A 14,610-nucleotide genomic window follows, 5' to 3' on the forward strand; every position below is an offset into this window, starting at 1 on the left:
AAGAATTAAGGGATTAAAATCATTCCTTGCTCAAATGTGTTCTTCTTTCTTGCATGGTTTCTACACTATTGATAACTGTTTGATAACATATCTCTTTCATGACAGGAATATCTTTTAAGGGATATCCCTGATGAATAGCATAAGCTATCAGAAAACTGTCTTGCCAAACCTTTTCATTTTTCCTAGGTTTTGCTTTGACCCAAAGCGCTATCCATAAAAAATGAAACTGCCACTTATCTCTATTTAACTCCATTTCCTCAGAAAATACCGCATCCATCGCGTCTGCCAAACGGCATACTTTCACCCCTTCAACAAAGCTACTGTTGTGGTTAACAATTTTATCAATCGTTGGATTTTCAATATACCATGACTCAGTAAATTGTTTGGTTTTAAGCCAGGATTTTGAGCGTTGTAAAGACTCCGTTATTTTCTCTTGGGTAAAAGGAATAATTTGAACGCTCAATTGCTCAAACAAATAATCCAAATCAATCTTATTAGGTCTAAAACGAATTCCTAAAAACTCCAACATCTCTAAAAAATGCAAACTAGGAATATCACCCTTTTCAACTGTAATCGCTAGAAAATGCTCCGCTATGGTTTGAAGATAGGGAAGATCTACTTCACGTAATGTCACACTGTCTTCAAAAGCTTTACTGTAATAATCCGCCACTTCTGCCGCTGGAATATCTGGAGTTATCCAAGCATCTTTTATCCCTAATTCATGCTTTAATAATAAACCACAAAGTCTGTTTTTTTTATTTTTTCGTCCGTGAATAAAAACACCTTGCGAACCGCTGCCGTCCACTTCTGTTGCTTTGATAGCCATTTTTGCTGGGAGAGGCTCTGCTTCAAATACAACTCCCTTTTTTCTTTGAATTTTAATCCATCGATCAAAAATTGCATGATAATGGGCAGAATACCAATATTTTATAATTTGTAGTCTGGAGAGTGATGTTGATGTCAGAGTAATTGTACTCATTAATTGATCTATAGTAGTTACTGCAATCTCCCGTACTTCTGCCTTAGGATGCAGCAAAGTCAGTAATGCGATATCTTTCCCCTCTTCAATACTGTATAAATCAACTATCAAATCTGCAAAAAAATCAGGCGGCATAGCATAACTTTGTGCAAAAAAATTCTCTGTTATATCAAAAATAGTTAAGTCAGATAATTCATGAATTAGATCTTTTATTGAATCCAAATGATCAAAGTGATCATCGACTTCGCTCGTATTATCTTCTTGACTCGCTAAATCATAATAAGCATCTTTCAACTCGTCAGTTAATTCAACATGCACCTCATAAAAGGCGTTCAATACAGGCAACCAAAAACTTAAACTATGGTGGTGAGTATCAATTACTTCCGCTAAGTAATTCATCAGTTGAGATAATAATTTTGCTGCGTTTTTGTTATTTGCTTCTGTGGAAGCTTGCAATTGGGCGATACAAATATCCAGAGCGAAAACGCATGCTGAGTATATAGGAGGGCCATCATGAACCCATTCTTCACCCAAATTATTAATTAGTTGTATTAATTCAAAGCCGATTTCTGGATGTTGAAAAAAAAAGGCATACAATTGAGGGTCGGGTTCTGCATTTTGCTCAATCAGCACAGCCATGTCAGCAATTACTCGCTGCAATTCTTGAGTATTATTAGTCATTGTGTTTTTGGTACCTGCCTTGGTTTTCCATTTTCATCAATTGCAACAAAAACAAACACACCTTCAGTAACCTGATATTTTTCCATTTTTATCGATGAGAAAGCCCATACTTCAACACGGATGGTCATAGAGGTGTTACCCACTTTAACTAACTCAACATGGCAACTGATCACATCGCCCACATGAACTGGTTTTAAAAAAGTCATCGAATTGATTGCAACGGTAGCAACACGTCCTTGTGAAATTCTTTTTGCTAAAACACCTGCAGCCAAATCCATTTGTGATACTATCCACCCCCCAAATATATCGCCATTGGCATTAGTGTTTAGGGGCATAGCCAGAGTCTGGATAGTTAGCTCTCCTTTGGGTGTTAACATGTTTACTCTCCACCACGCTTTAATTTGGCTAATGCATCAGCCATAGCAGTATTGAACACCGTTTTTCTGACTGGTTCTGCTTTTTTTATCTTCTCTTGTTTTTTCTTAATCTCTTGCTTATTTTTAAATTCAGGTTGTTTCTGTTCTACTTGTTTTTTAGCTGCTGGTTGTTTGTTGACCTTCCGTGGTGTTGCGGAATCCTGCTCTTCTCTGAGCTTCATACTTAAACCTATCCTTCTACGCTCTTTATCCACTTCAACCACTTTCACTTTTACAATATCACCTGCTTTAACAACAGAACGAGGATCCGTAATGAACCGATTAGTCATTGCTGAAATATGTACCAAACCATCTTGATGCACCCCAATATCAACAAAAGCACCAAAATTAGTAACATTACTTACAACACCCTCAAGAATCATTCCTTCATGTAAATCATTAATATCCTCAACTCCCTCTTTAAACTGGGCAGTTTTAAATTCTGGTCTCGGATCTCGCCCCGGTTTTTCCAACTCACGTAAAACATCCCTTATTGTTGGCAAACCAAAATGTTCATCCACATATTGTTCGGCATTAATACTTTGCAACAACTCTTTATTACCTATTATTTCTTTAATACTAACATTTTGATCTGAAATAATTTTTTCTACTAAAGGATAAGCTTCAGGATGAACACACGAGGCATCCAAGGCATTATCCCCATTCATAATACGCAAAAATCCAGCCGCTTGTTGAAAGGCCTTTTCACCCATTCGATTGATATTTTTTAATTGAGCTCTGTTTATGAAAGCACCGTTTTCATCTCGAAATTGCACAATATTTTTAGCCAAAGTATCATTTAATCCAGAAATATGTGATAACAAAGCAGCAGAAGCGGTATTCACATCAACACCAACTACATTCACACAGTCTTCAACAACACCGTCCAGACATCGTGCCAATTTTGCCTGATTAACATCATGTTGGTATTGACCAACACCTATTGATTTGGCTTCAATTTTTACTAATTCAGCTAATGGATCTTGCAGCCTTCGTGCAATGGATACTGCGCCTCTTAGAGAAACATCTAAATCCGGGAATTCATTAGTCGCTATTTCTGAAGCAGAATAAACCGATGCCCCCGCCTCATTAACAATCATTTTTATTAATTTCAAATCAGGGTACATTTTAATTAAGTCTGTTACCAAACGCTCTGTTTCACGTGAACCAGTACCATTTCCTATGCTGATTAAATTAACCTGATATTTCACAGCAAGTTTGGCCAGATCCGCAATGGATTGATGCCATTCATTTTGAGGCGCAAATGGAAAAATAACAGAGTAATCCAACAGTTTTCCTGTAGAATCTACTACAACCACCTTGACTCCAGTTCTAATGCCCGGGTCAAGACCTATTGTTACTTGCGGGCCTGCAGGAGCAGCAAGCAACAAGTCCCGTAAATTCCTGGAAAACACTTTGATTGCCTCTTCATCGGCTATTTCACGTAGACGAGTCAATAACTCGAGTTCCAATTTAGTAAATAATTTAATTTTCCATGTCAGTTTGACAGTATCTAAAAGCCAACCGTCTGCTTTTCTTTGATTATCAGTAATATTAAAATACGCTGCAACTTTGTTTTCACCATAATTAGCGTCTTGCTCAGGTAAAATTAGTCCTACTTGCAGAATACTTTCACGTCGACCACGGAACAGTGCTAATGCGCGATGGGATGGAATCTTTTTAATGGCTTCAGAATAATCAAAATAATCGGAAAATTTATTGACCTGTTCTTTTTTCTTACTGTTTCCTACTGATTTGACTATGCCATGTTGCCATAAATACTCTCGTAGCTCATTAATCAACTCAGCATCTTCAGCAAAGTGTTCCATTAAAATATGTTGTGCACCCTCAAGTGCGGCCTGGGTATTTTCAATTCCCAATTCAGCATTGATAAACTGTGTCGCCTGTTCTTCTGGCTCCAAAGTAGGATCTTTCCATAAAGCATGAGCCAATGGTTCCAATCCAGCTTCAATTGCCATTTGCGCTTTTGTACGACGTTTCGGTCTATAAGGTAAATACAAATCTTCCAAACGTGTTTTGGTTTCAGCAGCTAATATGCTATTTTCCAATTCCGGTGTTAACTTTTCTTGTTCACGAATAGATTGTAAAATGACTCCACGTCTCTCATCCAACTCACGCAAATAAATTAGCCGTTCGGCAAGAAACCGTAATTGAACGTCATCAAGCCCCTCTGTTGCCTCTTTGCGATAACGAGCAATAAAAGGCACTGTTGCACCCTCATCCAACAACCGAATAGCAGTTTCTACCTGCGATACTTTGACTTTAAGTTCTTGCGCAATAATTGCGGCTGACGCCAACATTACTTGTGCCATTCATATCCCCGTAAAACATGATAAAATCGTCTTATTATATACTTATCACATACCATAATGCGATATAGAAATTGACCAAATATCCAAACAACCTGCCCTAGTGTATATCGTTTCACTAAGTTTTACTCTTTTCTAATACACCATACATGATCATTAGCTCGACTTATGCCTTTCGTAAACAAAGGATCATTGCGGTTTGGTTCACGTATTTGCGACTTTAATGATTCTATTTTTGCACATTGCCGATATAATAAAGCGACTTCTTCAGGAGAAACACTATAAGGAGGACCTTGAATTTCCTCTTGGTTATATTCCAAAGTCTTTAACAAAATGCTTCCCTTGGGCTTAAGCCATTGGAGGCAAATATCTACATACTCTGACCTCAGTTTTTTTGGCAATGCAATTAAAGCTGCTCTATCATAAATCGCATCAACTGACTGTATCAATTCTGAATTTAAAGCAAAAATATCAGTAACCCATAAATCCATATTATCTGTAAAGAAATGCTTTACTTGACCTATAATTTCTTGCTGAAATGCAATTTGATGTTCTTGAGCAAACTGATGAATGGCCTGTTCAATAAGATCTATACCAACTACATGATACCCTTGTCGAATTAACCAAAGCATGTCCAGACTTTTTCCACATAAAGGGACCAGGACTCTTCCTCTGGCAGGTATATTTAGATTTGGAAAGATGTTAATCAAATCCTGATTTACTTCTTCCTTATGAAAAGAAATTCGCCCTTCACGCCATAATTCAGTCCAAAAAAGTTGACCTTTATTCACTCCACAGTCACCGATTTCGCAAGATTCCGAGGTTGATCTACATCGGTACCCTTAGCCACAGCAACATGATAAGCCAGCAATTGCAAAGGTATAGTATAAACAATAGGTGCAATCCAAACACCGCAAGATGGAACTTTAATTAAGCGAGCACCATTTGCTTTCCAACTTTGAGAATCGTCAACAAATACAAATAATTGACCTCCTCTTGCACTTACTTCATGTAAGTTAGATTTTAATTTATCTAACAACTCATCATTTGGAGCTACGGCAATCACAGGCATGTCTTTGTCAACCAAAGCCAAAGGACCATGCTTTAACTCACCAGCAGGATACGCCTCGGCATGTATATAAGAGATCTCTTTAAGTTTTAAAGCTCCTTCCAGAGCTACGGGATATTGAACACCACGACCTAAAAATAAGGCATGAGCTTTATTCACAAACAAAGAAGCCAAAGATTCAATTTCTTCATTCATCTGTAAGACACGCTCGCAATTTGCAGGCAATTCCTGTAATTGTTTTAGAACCTCTTGTGCACGATCATCATTGCAAAGTGATGCCGCCAACATCAAAAATGCTGCTAATTGAGTGGTAAATGCTTTGGTAGATGCAACACCAATCTCGATTCCTGCTCTGGTTAAGAACACACAATCTGCTTCTCTGACCAAAGTACTGGTCGCAACATTGCATATGGCCAAACTCGCTAAATAATTCAATTGTTTTGCTTTAAATAATGCAGCAAGAGTATCTGCGGTTTCCCCTGACTGGGAAATGGTTACAAATAAAGTATTGTTTGGAACCACAACATCTCTATATCGGTATTCACTTGCAATTTCAACTTGAGTAGGCAGCCCTGCCAGTGATTCAAGCCAATATTTGGCTATCATGCCTGCATGATAACTGGTTCCACACGCTACAATATGTATTTGTTTCACTTTTGGAAAAATATGTGACGCTCGTTCGCCAAAGCTTGCCCTCAGCACTTCAAAACTATTAATTCGACTTTCTATGGTGTCAGTAATAACCTTGGACTGTTCAAATATTTCTTTCAGCATAAAATGCCTATATGGGCCTTTATTCACTATCTCGGAATCACTAGTTAATGTATGGATTGGTCGCTTGGCTAACACCCGACTTGAATTATATACTTGAATCTCATGTGTAGTGATACAAGCGCTATCACCTTCTTCCATATAAATAACAGATTGAGCAAAAGATCTTAATGCTAATGCATCTGAAGCAATAAAATTCTCACCAATACCAAATCCCAAAACCAAAGGACTCCCTTTGCGAATAGCGACCAACTCTTCTGGTCTTTGCTGATGAATAACTCCTAAAGCAAAAGCCCCTTGCATTTCTGCGGCCGCTGTTTGTACAGCCAGTAGTAAATTTTCGTGCTGTTGATAATGATAATGAATTAAATGGGCAGCAACTTCTGTATCAGTTTCAGATGTGAATTGATAACCATTGGCAATGAGTTGTTGACGTAAATGCTCATGGTTTTCAATAATTCCATTATGAACCAATGCTATCTCTCCATGAGATAAATGGGGATGAGCATTTTGTTCAGAGGGCTTGCCATGGGTTGCCCAACGGGTGTGGGCTATTCCAGTATTTCCAGCAATGGCTGTCTCTTGCATGGCATCAGCCAGATTTTGTACCTTTCCCTGAATTCTTACACGTTTTAAACGTGCCTGGTTATCTATAACAGCAATACCTGCAGAATCATATCCTCTATATTCCAATCGGCGCAAACCTTCCAGTAGAACTTTACTAATGTCTCTTTCTGAAATTGCTCCCATAATCCCGCACATAACCTGCTCCTCTTTTCAGCAACCGCTTTTTAGAAATCAGCTAACTTCATTAATACTGTCTTCTATCTACAATAGAAAAGAAGAAATGCATAAGAATAGAGCTAATTTCTTAAGTACCTAGCGCTCTTAATTTTGTAAATAATATTCCCTCATATGAATGAAGTATATCAATAAAAAAGGGGAATTATGACATAAACATTTACAAATCACTAAGACAAATTGAGCTGGGCCAGCATTTCGGTAATCCAAAGCAACTTGCAAACTACTTCGGACTTACTCAAATGACAACTAAAACTGGCAAACCACATATGAATAGGGCTTACAATAAACTCCAGGGCTGAGACAAAATAATTTTTTAACGAAGAGATTGGAGTTTATCGTAAGTCCTGATCAAATCACCTGAAGACACTTAAAGTGATTCAGGTGATAAGTAACATTTATCATTATGCAGATTCTGGCATTTTACAAGTCACTTCATAACCATGTTCTTCCATCGCTGAGCAAACTTCATAGGCAAGATAATTATGTGCCCGTGTTGTCGGATGAATTTCATCCCAGAATAAATAGTCTTCTGGCTCACTACACATATGATAGTTATTTTCTCCTGGAGCAAATTGCTTATCTCGATATTGTAGAACCTGCGCGTATTGCAATACATAGTTGCGAGCAAATGGCGAGTGAATAAATGCATTAAACATAGGGAATTTAACATCAATACAAGCATCTTTCACATTGAAGAATCCATATTTTTCAGGATCATCAAATGCTTTTTTCAGATATTGCTCTGTATCTACAAACAAGAAGTCAGCGGTCGGGTATCGCTCTTTCCAGGATTCAACCCGTTTTGCGAGACGCTCATTATGTAGATCCACCGCAGCATTTAACACTTCACGGTCTGTAGTTCTCACAAACTTGGGGGTATCTCCGACATGAGGGATTCCCATAATTACAAAGCGTCTTGCTCCTGCATTAGCCAGTTTCAGAACGGCAGAACTTAGTCCATCCACGACGTTGTCAATATAGGTGCTCATTATTTCAGTATTGTAATTGTCTTCAAAAAACAAAACATTAATGTAATCGTTGCTTCCTGAATAAATAAAATAAAGTGTTTCATCACTTAATTGCCCATGCTCTAACAAATAAGCTTGAACAGTTAAACCAAGGCTGGGAGGAATTAATTTTCCTACTATTAAAGTTTTAATTGTTCCCAATGGATGGCGTATCAAATTCCAAACTGTTAATTGATAATCATAAGTTGCTGCCCAACCACCACCAAATGCCTTATTTAGATAAACTTCTTCATCACTTTTCTGTATGGATAACATTTCAGCCAAGTACTCAATCCATACACGACCATTAGAAAATCGGTTTTTCCAATATGGTTTACCGGGTAGAACTGGAACTAATTTTACTTTGCTTACCAAGTTTGCAATATAAGGAGCTAAATCATGATCAAAAAAATCAGTGACTGCTGAAATTCCTGCATCAAGTACTATTTGTGGGACATAATATTCATTAGCAAACTCTATCATTTTGTTTACCACAAAAATCTTGAACGGGGCTACTAAAAATGCGGGATCTTCTTCCTGACGCAAGCTTTTAAGCAAGTGGGTGGTATTACCGTTATCAGATAGGCTATCTCCAAATACCACCATTGATTTCACGGGTGTAGATGAGAATCCGGCTAAGGGCAGGGATAGTAGTGCAATAAAGAGCCAGCGACAAATCCTATTGTTTTGGACCATAAAAATCTCCTTATATCAAAGCTAGCAAAACAAAAAACGGCAGCTTAACCTTTAGAATATGATCGTAATTTAAAGATTGTCAACGATTCTTTAAATTTAAATCTTTTCACAACACCAAAACTAGAAATCAAGTCATTACGACGCTAACGAAGCAACCAAAATCCCTATCTACAAACTTTTAATAATCTTGACTAACATGACTAAAACCAAATTCCTTGAAATGCATTTAATTCATTCCTATTGATTAAATTGTGAGTAAATGATAATTTTTGCGGATTAATTTTTGTTAATTTTGGGTAGCAAAGTGAAAGAAATTATCATTGCATCTTTTTATAAATTTATCCCGCTAAATGATTTTGAGTTTATGAGAGAACCCATGCTCACTAAAATGCATGAAATCGGTATAAAAGGTACTATCATCCTGGCTCATGAAGGGATCAATGGTGGATTCGCGGGAAATAGCGAGCAAATAAATGCTTTTTATCATTACCTGCGTTCTGATTCACGATTTGGCGACCTGCATTTTAAAGAAACCCACGATAAAAAAAATCCTTTTGATAAAGCCAAAGTAAAACTCCGTAAAGAAATAGTCACTATGGGGATACACAATGTTGATCCAAACCAAAATACAGGTACCTACTTAGACCCTAAGGAATGGCATCAATTTATTCAAGACCCCGATGTCATTATATTAGATACACGCAATGATTATGAATACGAACTCGGTACTTTCAAGAATGCAATTAATCCAGACATCGAAAATTTCAGAGAATTTCCTGACTATGTCCAGAAAAATTTAAGTGACAAAAAAGACAAAAAAATAGCTATGTTTTGTACAGGAGGCATCCGGTGCGAAAAAACGACTGCCTTTATGAAGGAGCAAGGCTTCCAACATGTTTATCAACTTCATGATGGTATACTGAACTATATTGAGTCTATTCCTGAAAGTGAATCCCTATGGGAAGGAAAGTGTTTTGTTTTTGATGACCGTGTCGCGGTTGATCAAAAGCTCGAGCGTGTTTATCCACAATTACCACAGGATTATAAGTACGAAAGAGAACGGAAATAGTATAAAATACTTTTTATGTTTGCCAAAAACCATTCAAATCAGCAAGCGATTCAGAAAAGCAGTCAAATGACAACACATCAGTTATACTGCTACGCTGCTTTTTTCAATAAACCAGATAAATTATGACTACCAAAAAACAACCGGATTCCACCATAGCCTTAAATAGAAAAGCTGGTTTTGATTATTTTATTGAAGATCAATACGAGGCCGGTCTGGTTTTGGAGGGCTGGGAAGTAAAAAGCCTGCGAGCTGGCAAAATCAACTTATCAGACTCGCACGTTATTATTAAATATGGTGAAGCCTATCTATTAGGTGCTCAAATACAACCACTTCCAACAGCATCAACTCATTTTATTCCAGATCCAGTAAGGACACGTAAGTTACTAATGAATAAAAAAGAATTAAACCATCTGATAGGTAGCGTTGAAAGACAAGGTTATACGATAGTTCCGCTTTCCTTGTATTGGAAGAAAAACAGAATCAAAATAAAAATTGCTCTGGCCAAAGGAAAAAAAGAGCATGACAAAAGGGATACTATCAAAGACAGAGAGTGGCAAAGAGACCGTTCACGAATAATGAAAAAGAACACTTGAGGAAATAATTTATGAAAGTTGGTGAGGTTATTCCTGATTTTGCATTTAATGCTACTAACAACCTGCAGGCACATCTCGATGATTATAAAGGACATATAGTCGTACTTTATTTTTATCCTAAAGACGCTACCCCGGGATGTACTACCGAAGGTCAAGATTTTAGAGATACTTATCCGCAATTTAAAGATTTAAACGCAATCATTTTCGGGATTTCCAGAGACGGTTTGAAGTCCCATGAACAATTCAAAGCCAAACAAAATTTTCCTTTTGAATTAATCAGTGATAGTGATGAAAAATTATGTCAGATGTTCGATGTCATTAAGATGAAATCCATGTATGGCAAACAAGTCAGAGGAATAGAACGAAGTACTTTCCTTATAAATGAAAAAGGAGTCTTGACTCACGAATGGCGCAAAGTGACAGTTAATGGTCACGTGGAAGAAGTTCTTAATACGATAAAATCATTAGCGTGATGAATAATGATATTTGTTGATATGATCTAAAATAGTACTTTTTATAGAATATTTAATTAATTTTTGCTATTATTGCAGAGGGTAAATTTCACCAAATCCACCCTTTTCTTAAGAGCTCACTATGTTTATCCGCAACCTGCAACTTTTTATTGTTGTTGCCTCCTGTGTACTGGTTTTAATTGGTACAGATATTTTATTACCTAGCCTGCCACATATTGCCCACTCACTCGCAGTATCATCAAATGAAGCCAAGATGCTCATTTCTATTTTCATGTTAGGGCAATTTACTACTGTTCTTATTTGGGGAGTCATTGCGGACCAATTGGGAAGAAGAAAAACATTGTTGTTGGGGATGCTGATTTTCTGTATTGGATCAATCTTAAGTTTAAGAGCTGACTCAATACAACTGTTGCTAGCCTGTCGCTTTTTACAAGGAACAGGTGCAGTCGTCGTTCCTGTTGCTGGTTGGGCCTTGATTCAAGATCTCTTTCCAAAAGACGAAGGGGCTCGCATCATGACATGGATTGGAACACTTACTGCTGTCATTCCACTTTTTGCCCCGGCATTAGGGGGTAAATTAGATGTATTATATGGTTGGCGATCAAACCTTTATTGTATTGCACTTTACTCTTTCATTCTGTGTATGATTATGCTGTTTTTACCAAAGCATATCCCGGTACAAAACTCACGAAACCCAAATTTAAAAGAAAAACTAAATATTTATATTCGAATTATAAAAAATAAAACGTTTATTTCCTACATCGCTTTATTTGGATTATTAAACTGTGGTGAGTGGTGCTTCCTTACTGTAGCTCCATTTTATTATTCACATGCTAATATTGCTCCCGACAAAATGGGGATCTTATTAATGGTTACCTCAATGGGGTTTGTTAGCGGCTCATTACTGGCGTCAAGACTATTTAAACACTTTGGGATCGATAAAACCATTGCATTGGGGATCCAATTGGCTTTAATGAGTAGTCTGATGCTGCTGATAGGAGAATACTTCCATTGGAGTCAATATCAGTTCTATAACGCCATAGATATTGGTATTTATATCCTGAGTTCAGCTCTGTTATGGGGTGCAACAACCTCAAGAGCCCTACAGTGCTTTGATGACTATAGAGGTTCAGCATCCGCCATTCGCAGTTTGATATTATTGTGCTTTGCTGCTTTTGGCACTTATTCGGGTCGATTAGTCAATCATAATAGCCTCTACCCGGTTGGGTTGTTTTTATTCTTTATGGCTTTGTTTGCATTGATTGTTTTCAATAATAAGGAATTAAAAACAGAACGACTCGCTGGAGAAGCCACCATTTAACTTAAAAACAAAATCCAACATTTTGCCAAGCTGAGTCCATTGCCATGCGTTTTGCGGCACAACTCGGGCAAAAGCCTCGACGTATATAACTGAAGGGTAACCAATTGTTCACGATGGCAAGACTCAGATTGGACACGTAAAAATCATTGCTCAAACATATATCACTTTAACAAATATTTAAACATGCTATATTTAACATATAAACTAATACCGCATTAAAATTAAGTGGCAAAATTTAAGTTAAACATTGGTTCAACCAAAAATACCGATACTATTGTCGACATTGATCTTTGTGCCAGAAATATTCAAAGGCCAATTTTATAAATTCCCGAAAACAATCAATCTGAAGCATATTGTTGAAGATTATACTCCTAGGGAAGCAGATCTATATATTGAAGATTTTGGTAACTTTTTAACTCCTTACCACAACTTCATCTACAAACTTAATGCATCAAATCAACAGCCGACGGAAGTAACCAATGCGACTAATGAAAGCCTGGATAAAAGTGATGAGAATCAAATTTTAAACAAGCCGAGCTATCCGAGTATATTTTCACAAAATGCCCCCGATAAAAATGTTGTGGAAACAAAAAAAGCAAAAATTGAAAAATATTTTACCAAATAAGCGGTTTTATATTTATATATAAACAGCCCCTAATATAATTCTTGACGTAATTACTATAGCTCATCACAATGAAGATAGAACCTGGAGTTCAAGAATTTAAACGTCCTGCCTGCATGGGCAGGCAACAAATTCTACTTGAACCCCAGTTCGGAGTTTTATGCTTTCAAATCGGGGAAATCCACGAGTACAAGGCAAACACTCTAAAAAAACGCAGCACTAGCAGGGCTAATATGAGCATTTTTAGAGTATTTAACGAAATAATCGTTGATTTATCGAAGATTTTAAAGCATAAAAACTCCAAACTCGGGTTACAATGAAAAGAAGAATACTTTAGCTAACAGGATGAACCTATGGATAATACCGATACTGGACTTAAGCTGTTTGTGCTTGATACTAACATTCTAATGCATGATCCCACAGCCATCTATCATTTCGATGAACACGATATTTATTTGCCTATGGTAGTGCTGGAAGAATTAGATAGTCATAAAACAGGTACATCAGAACTTGCCAGAAACGTTAGACAAACTAATAGAATGTTGGTTGAGCTGATGAGTAACGCGACTCATGAGCAAATTGTCTCGGGATTACCTATTCCATCCTATATCAGTAATAGCAACAATAGATCCAGTGGTAGATTGTTTTTTCAAACTGATGAATTTGATCAAGTGGTCCCATCCACATTACCAGGCCATAAAGTGGACAATACAATATTGGCAACCGCCTTAGGTCTACAAAAAAAATATCTTGGAAAAAGACAGGTTGTCATTATTTCAAAAGACATCAACTTGCGTATTAAAGCTGGAATATTAGGTATTCATGCCGAAGACTACTACAATGACCAAGTGCTCGATGATGTCAACCTGCTTCACCGAGGATTGCATATTCTGGATAATAATTTTTGGGATACTCATGCTAAAGATATGGGATCCTGGCAAGAAAGTGGAAAAACCTTTTATAAGGTAACAGGTCCATTAGTAGCACAATGGAATCCAAATGATTGCCTTAGTACAGAAGATGATCAGTTTCAAGCGCTAGTCAAAAAAATTGATGGAAGCAATGCCATAGTTCAACTAATACGTGATTATACTCAGCCCAAACACTCAGTCTGGGGCATTACCGCAAGAAATCGTGAACAGAATTTTTCCTTAAACTTGTTACTTGATCCTGATATTGATTTTGTAAGTTTGCAAGGTTCAGCAGGGACAGGTAAGACATTATTAACCATAGCAGCAGGATTAACTCAAGTTATGGATCAAAATCGTTATAATGAAATATTAATGACCAGAGTTACGATTCCCGTTGGTGAAGATATAGGCTTCTTGCCAGGTACTGAGGAAGAAAAAATGACGCCCTGGATGGGCGCTTTAATGGATAATCTTGAAGTACTTCATAGCTCTCAAGTAGGTGGCAGTTTTGGACGCGGAGCTACTCAGGATTTATTGCAAAATAAAATTAAAATACGTTCATTAAATTTTATGCGAGGAAGAACCTTTTTAAATCGATACATCATTATTGATGAGGCCCAAAACCTTACTTCAAAGCAGATAAAAACGCTGGTTACAAGAGCCGGTCCTGGTAGTAAAATCATTTGTTTGGGAGATATCAAACAAATTGATACTCCTTATTTAACTGAAACAACTTCCGGCCTTACTTTTGCAGTAGACCGGTTTAAAAGTTGGGAACACAGTGCTCATATGACTTTAACTCGAGGTGAGCGCTCAAGGCTGGCGTTTTATGCCGCTGAGCATTTATAGTATTTGTTTATGAGGATTA

Annotated in this window: 12 protein-coding genes; 6 read left to right on the plus strand and 6 right to left on the minus strand. The window is 37.2% G+C overall.

Annotation, left to right across the window (positions count from 1 at the left end):
* Window positions 1-19: 19 nt before the first annotated feature.
* From ACZ5EK_RS14940 to plaC, 6 genes are all read right to left on the minus strand, one after another.
* Window positions 20-1,660, minus strand: a complete 1,641-nt coding sequence (locus tag ACZ5EK_RS14940) for a hypothetical protein (RefSeq protein ID WP_464430490.1) — start codon at window positions 1,658-1,660, stop codon at window positions 20-22.
* A complete protein-coding gene (locus ACZ5EK_RS14945) occupies window positions 1,657-2,037 on the minus strand; it encodes an acyl-CoA thioesterase (protein ID WP_464430491.1) in 381 nt (126 codons plus the stop codon). The genes ACZ5EK_RS14940 and ACZ5EK_RS14945 overlap by 4 nt, the downstream gene beginning before the upstream one ends.
* 2 nt (window positions 2,038-2,039) lie before the next feature.
* Window positions 2,040-4,409 (minus strand): Tex family protein, encoded by a 2,370-nt coding sequence (locus ACZ5EK_RS14950; protein WP_464430492.1) that lies wholly within the window; start codon window positions 4,407-4,409, stop codon window positions 2,040-2,042.
* A 122-nt stretch (window positions 4,410-4,531) separates the two neighbouring features.
* On the minus strand, window positions 4,532-5,197 hold the full coding sequence (locus ACZ5EK_RS14955; RefSeq protein WP_464430493.1) for a thiopurine S-methyltransferase: 666 nt from the start codon (window positions 5,195-5,197) through the stop codon (window positions 4,532-4,534).
* Window positions 5,194-7,008 carry a glutamine--fructose-6-phosphate transaminase (isomerizing) gene (gene glmS / locus ACZ5EK_RS14960; RefSeq protein WP_464430494.1) on the minus strand — a complete coding sequence of 605 codons (1,815 nt, stop codon included), beginning with the start codon at window positions 7,006-7,008 and terminating at the stop codon, window positions 5,194-5,196. Before glmS ends, ACZ5EK_RS14955 begins: the two co-directional genes overlap by 4 nt.
* A gap of 443 nt (window positions 7,009-7,451) precedes the next feature.
* A complete protein-coding gene (gene plaC, locus ACZ5EK_RS14965) occupies window positions 7,452-8,753 on the minus strand; it encodes a lysophospholipase/glycerophospholipid:cholesterol acyltransferase PlaC (RefSeq protein WP_464430495.1) in 1,302 nt (433 codons plus the stop codon).
* 304 nt (window positions 8,754-9,057) lie between these two features.
* On the opposite strand from plaC, the gene trhO reads away from it, so the two are divergent.
* The 6 genes from trhO to ACZ5EK_RS14995 all read left to right on the plus strand — a co-directional run bounded on the left by trhO (window position 9,058) and on the right by ACZ5EK_RS14995 (window position 14,591).
* Window positions 9,058-9,822, plus strand: coding sequence for an oxygen-dependent tRNA uridine(34) hydroxylase TrhO (trhO, locus tag ACZ5EK_RS14970; RefSeq protein WP_464430496.1), 765 nt, complete (start codon window positions 9,058-9,060; stop codon window positions 9,820-9,822).
* A gap of 122 nt (window positions 9,823-9,944) precedes the next feature.
* Window positions 9,945-10,415, plus strand: coding sequence for an SsrA-binding protein SmpB (gene smpB / locus ACZ5EK_RS14975; RefSeq protein WP_464425621.1), 471 nt, complete (start codon window positions 9,945-9,947; stop codon window positions 10,413-10,415).
* Between the two features lie 11 nt (window positions 10,416-10,426).
* Window positions 10,427-10,888 carry a peroxiredoxin gene (locus ACZ5EK_RS14980; protein ID WP_464430497.1) on the plus strand — a complete coding sequence of 154 codons (462 nt, stop codon included), beginning with the start codon at window positions 10,427-10,429 and terminating at the stop codon, window positions 10,886-10,888.
* A 121-nt stretch (window positions 10,889-11,009) separates the two neighbouring features.
* Complete coding sequence (locus tag ACZ5EK_RS14985) at window positions 11,010-12,209, plus strand: MFS transporter (protein WP_464430499.1); 1,200 nt, start codon at window positions 11,010-11,012, stop codon at window positions 12,207-12,209.
* A 292-nt stretch (window positions 12,210-12,501) separates the two neighbouring features.
* Window positions 12,502-12,834 (plus strand): hypothetical protein, encoded by a 333-nt coding sequence (locus ACZ5EK_RS14990; protein ID WP_464430500.1) that lies wholly within the window; start codon window positions 12,502-12,504, stop codon window positions 12,832-12,834.
* 350 nt (window positions 12,835-13,184) lie between these two features.
* Entirely contained in the window at window positions 13,185-14,591 is a 1,407-nt protein-coding gene (locus tag ACZ5EK_RS14995) for a PhoH family protein (RefSeq protein ID WP_464430501.1), read from the plus strand.
* The last annotated feature ends 19 nt before the right edge of the window (window positions 14,592-14,610 follow it).

The organism is Legionella sp. JM-2024, assembly GCF_055389095.1.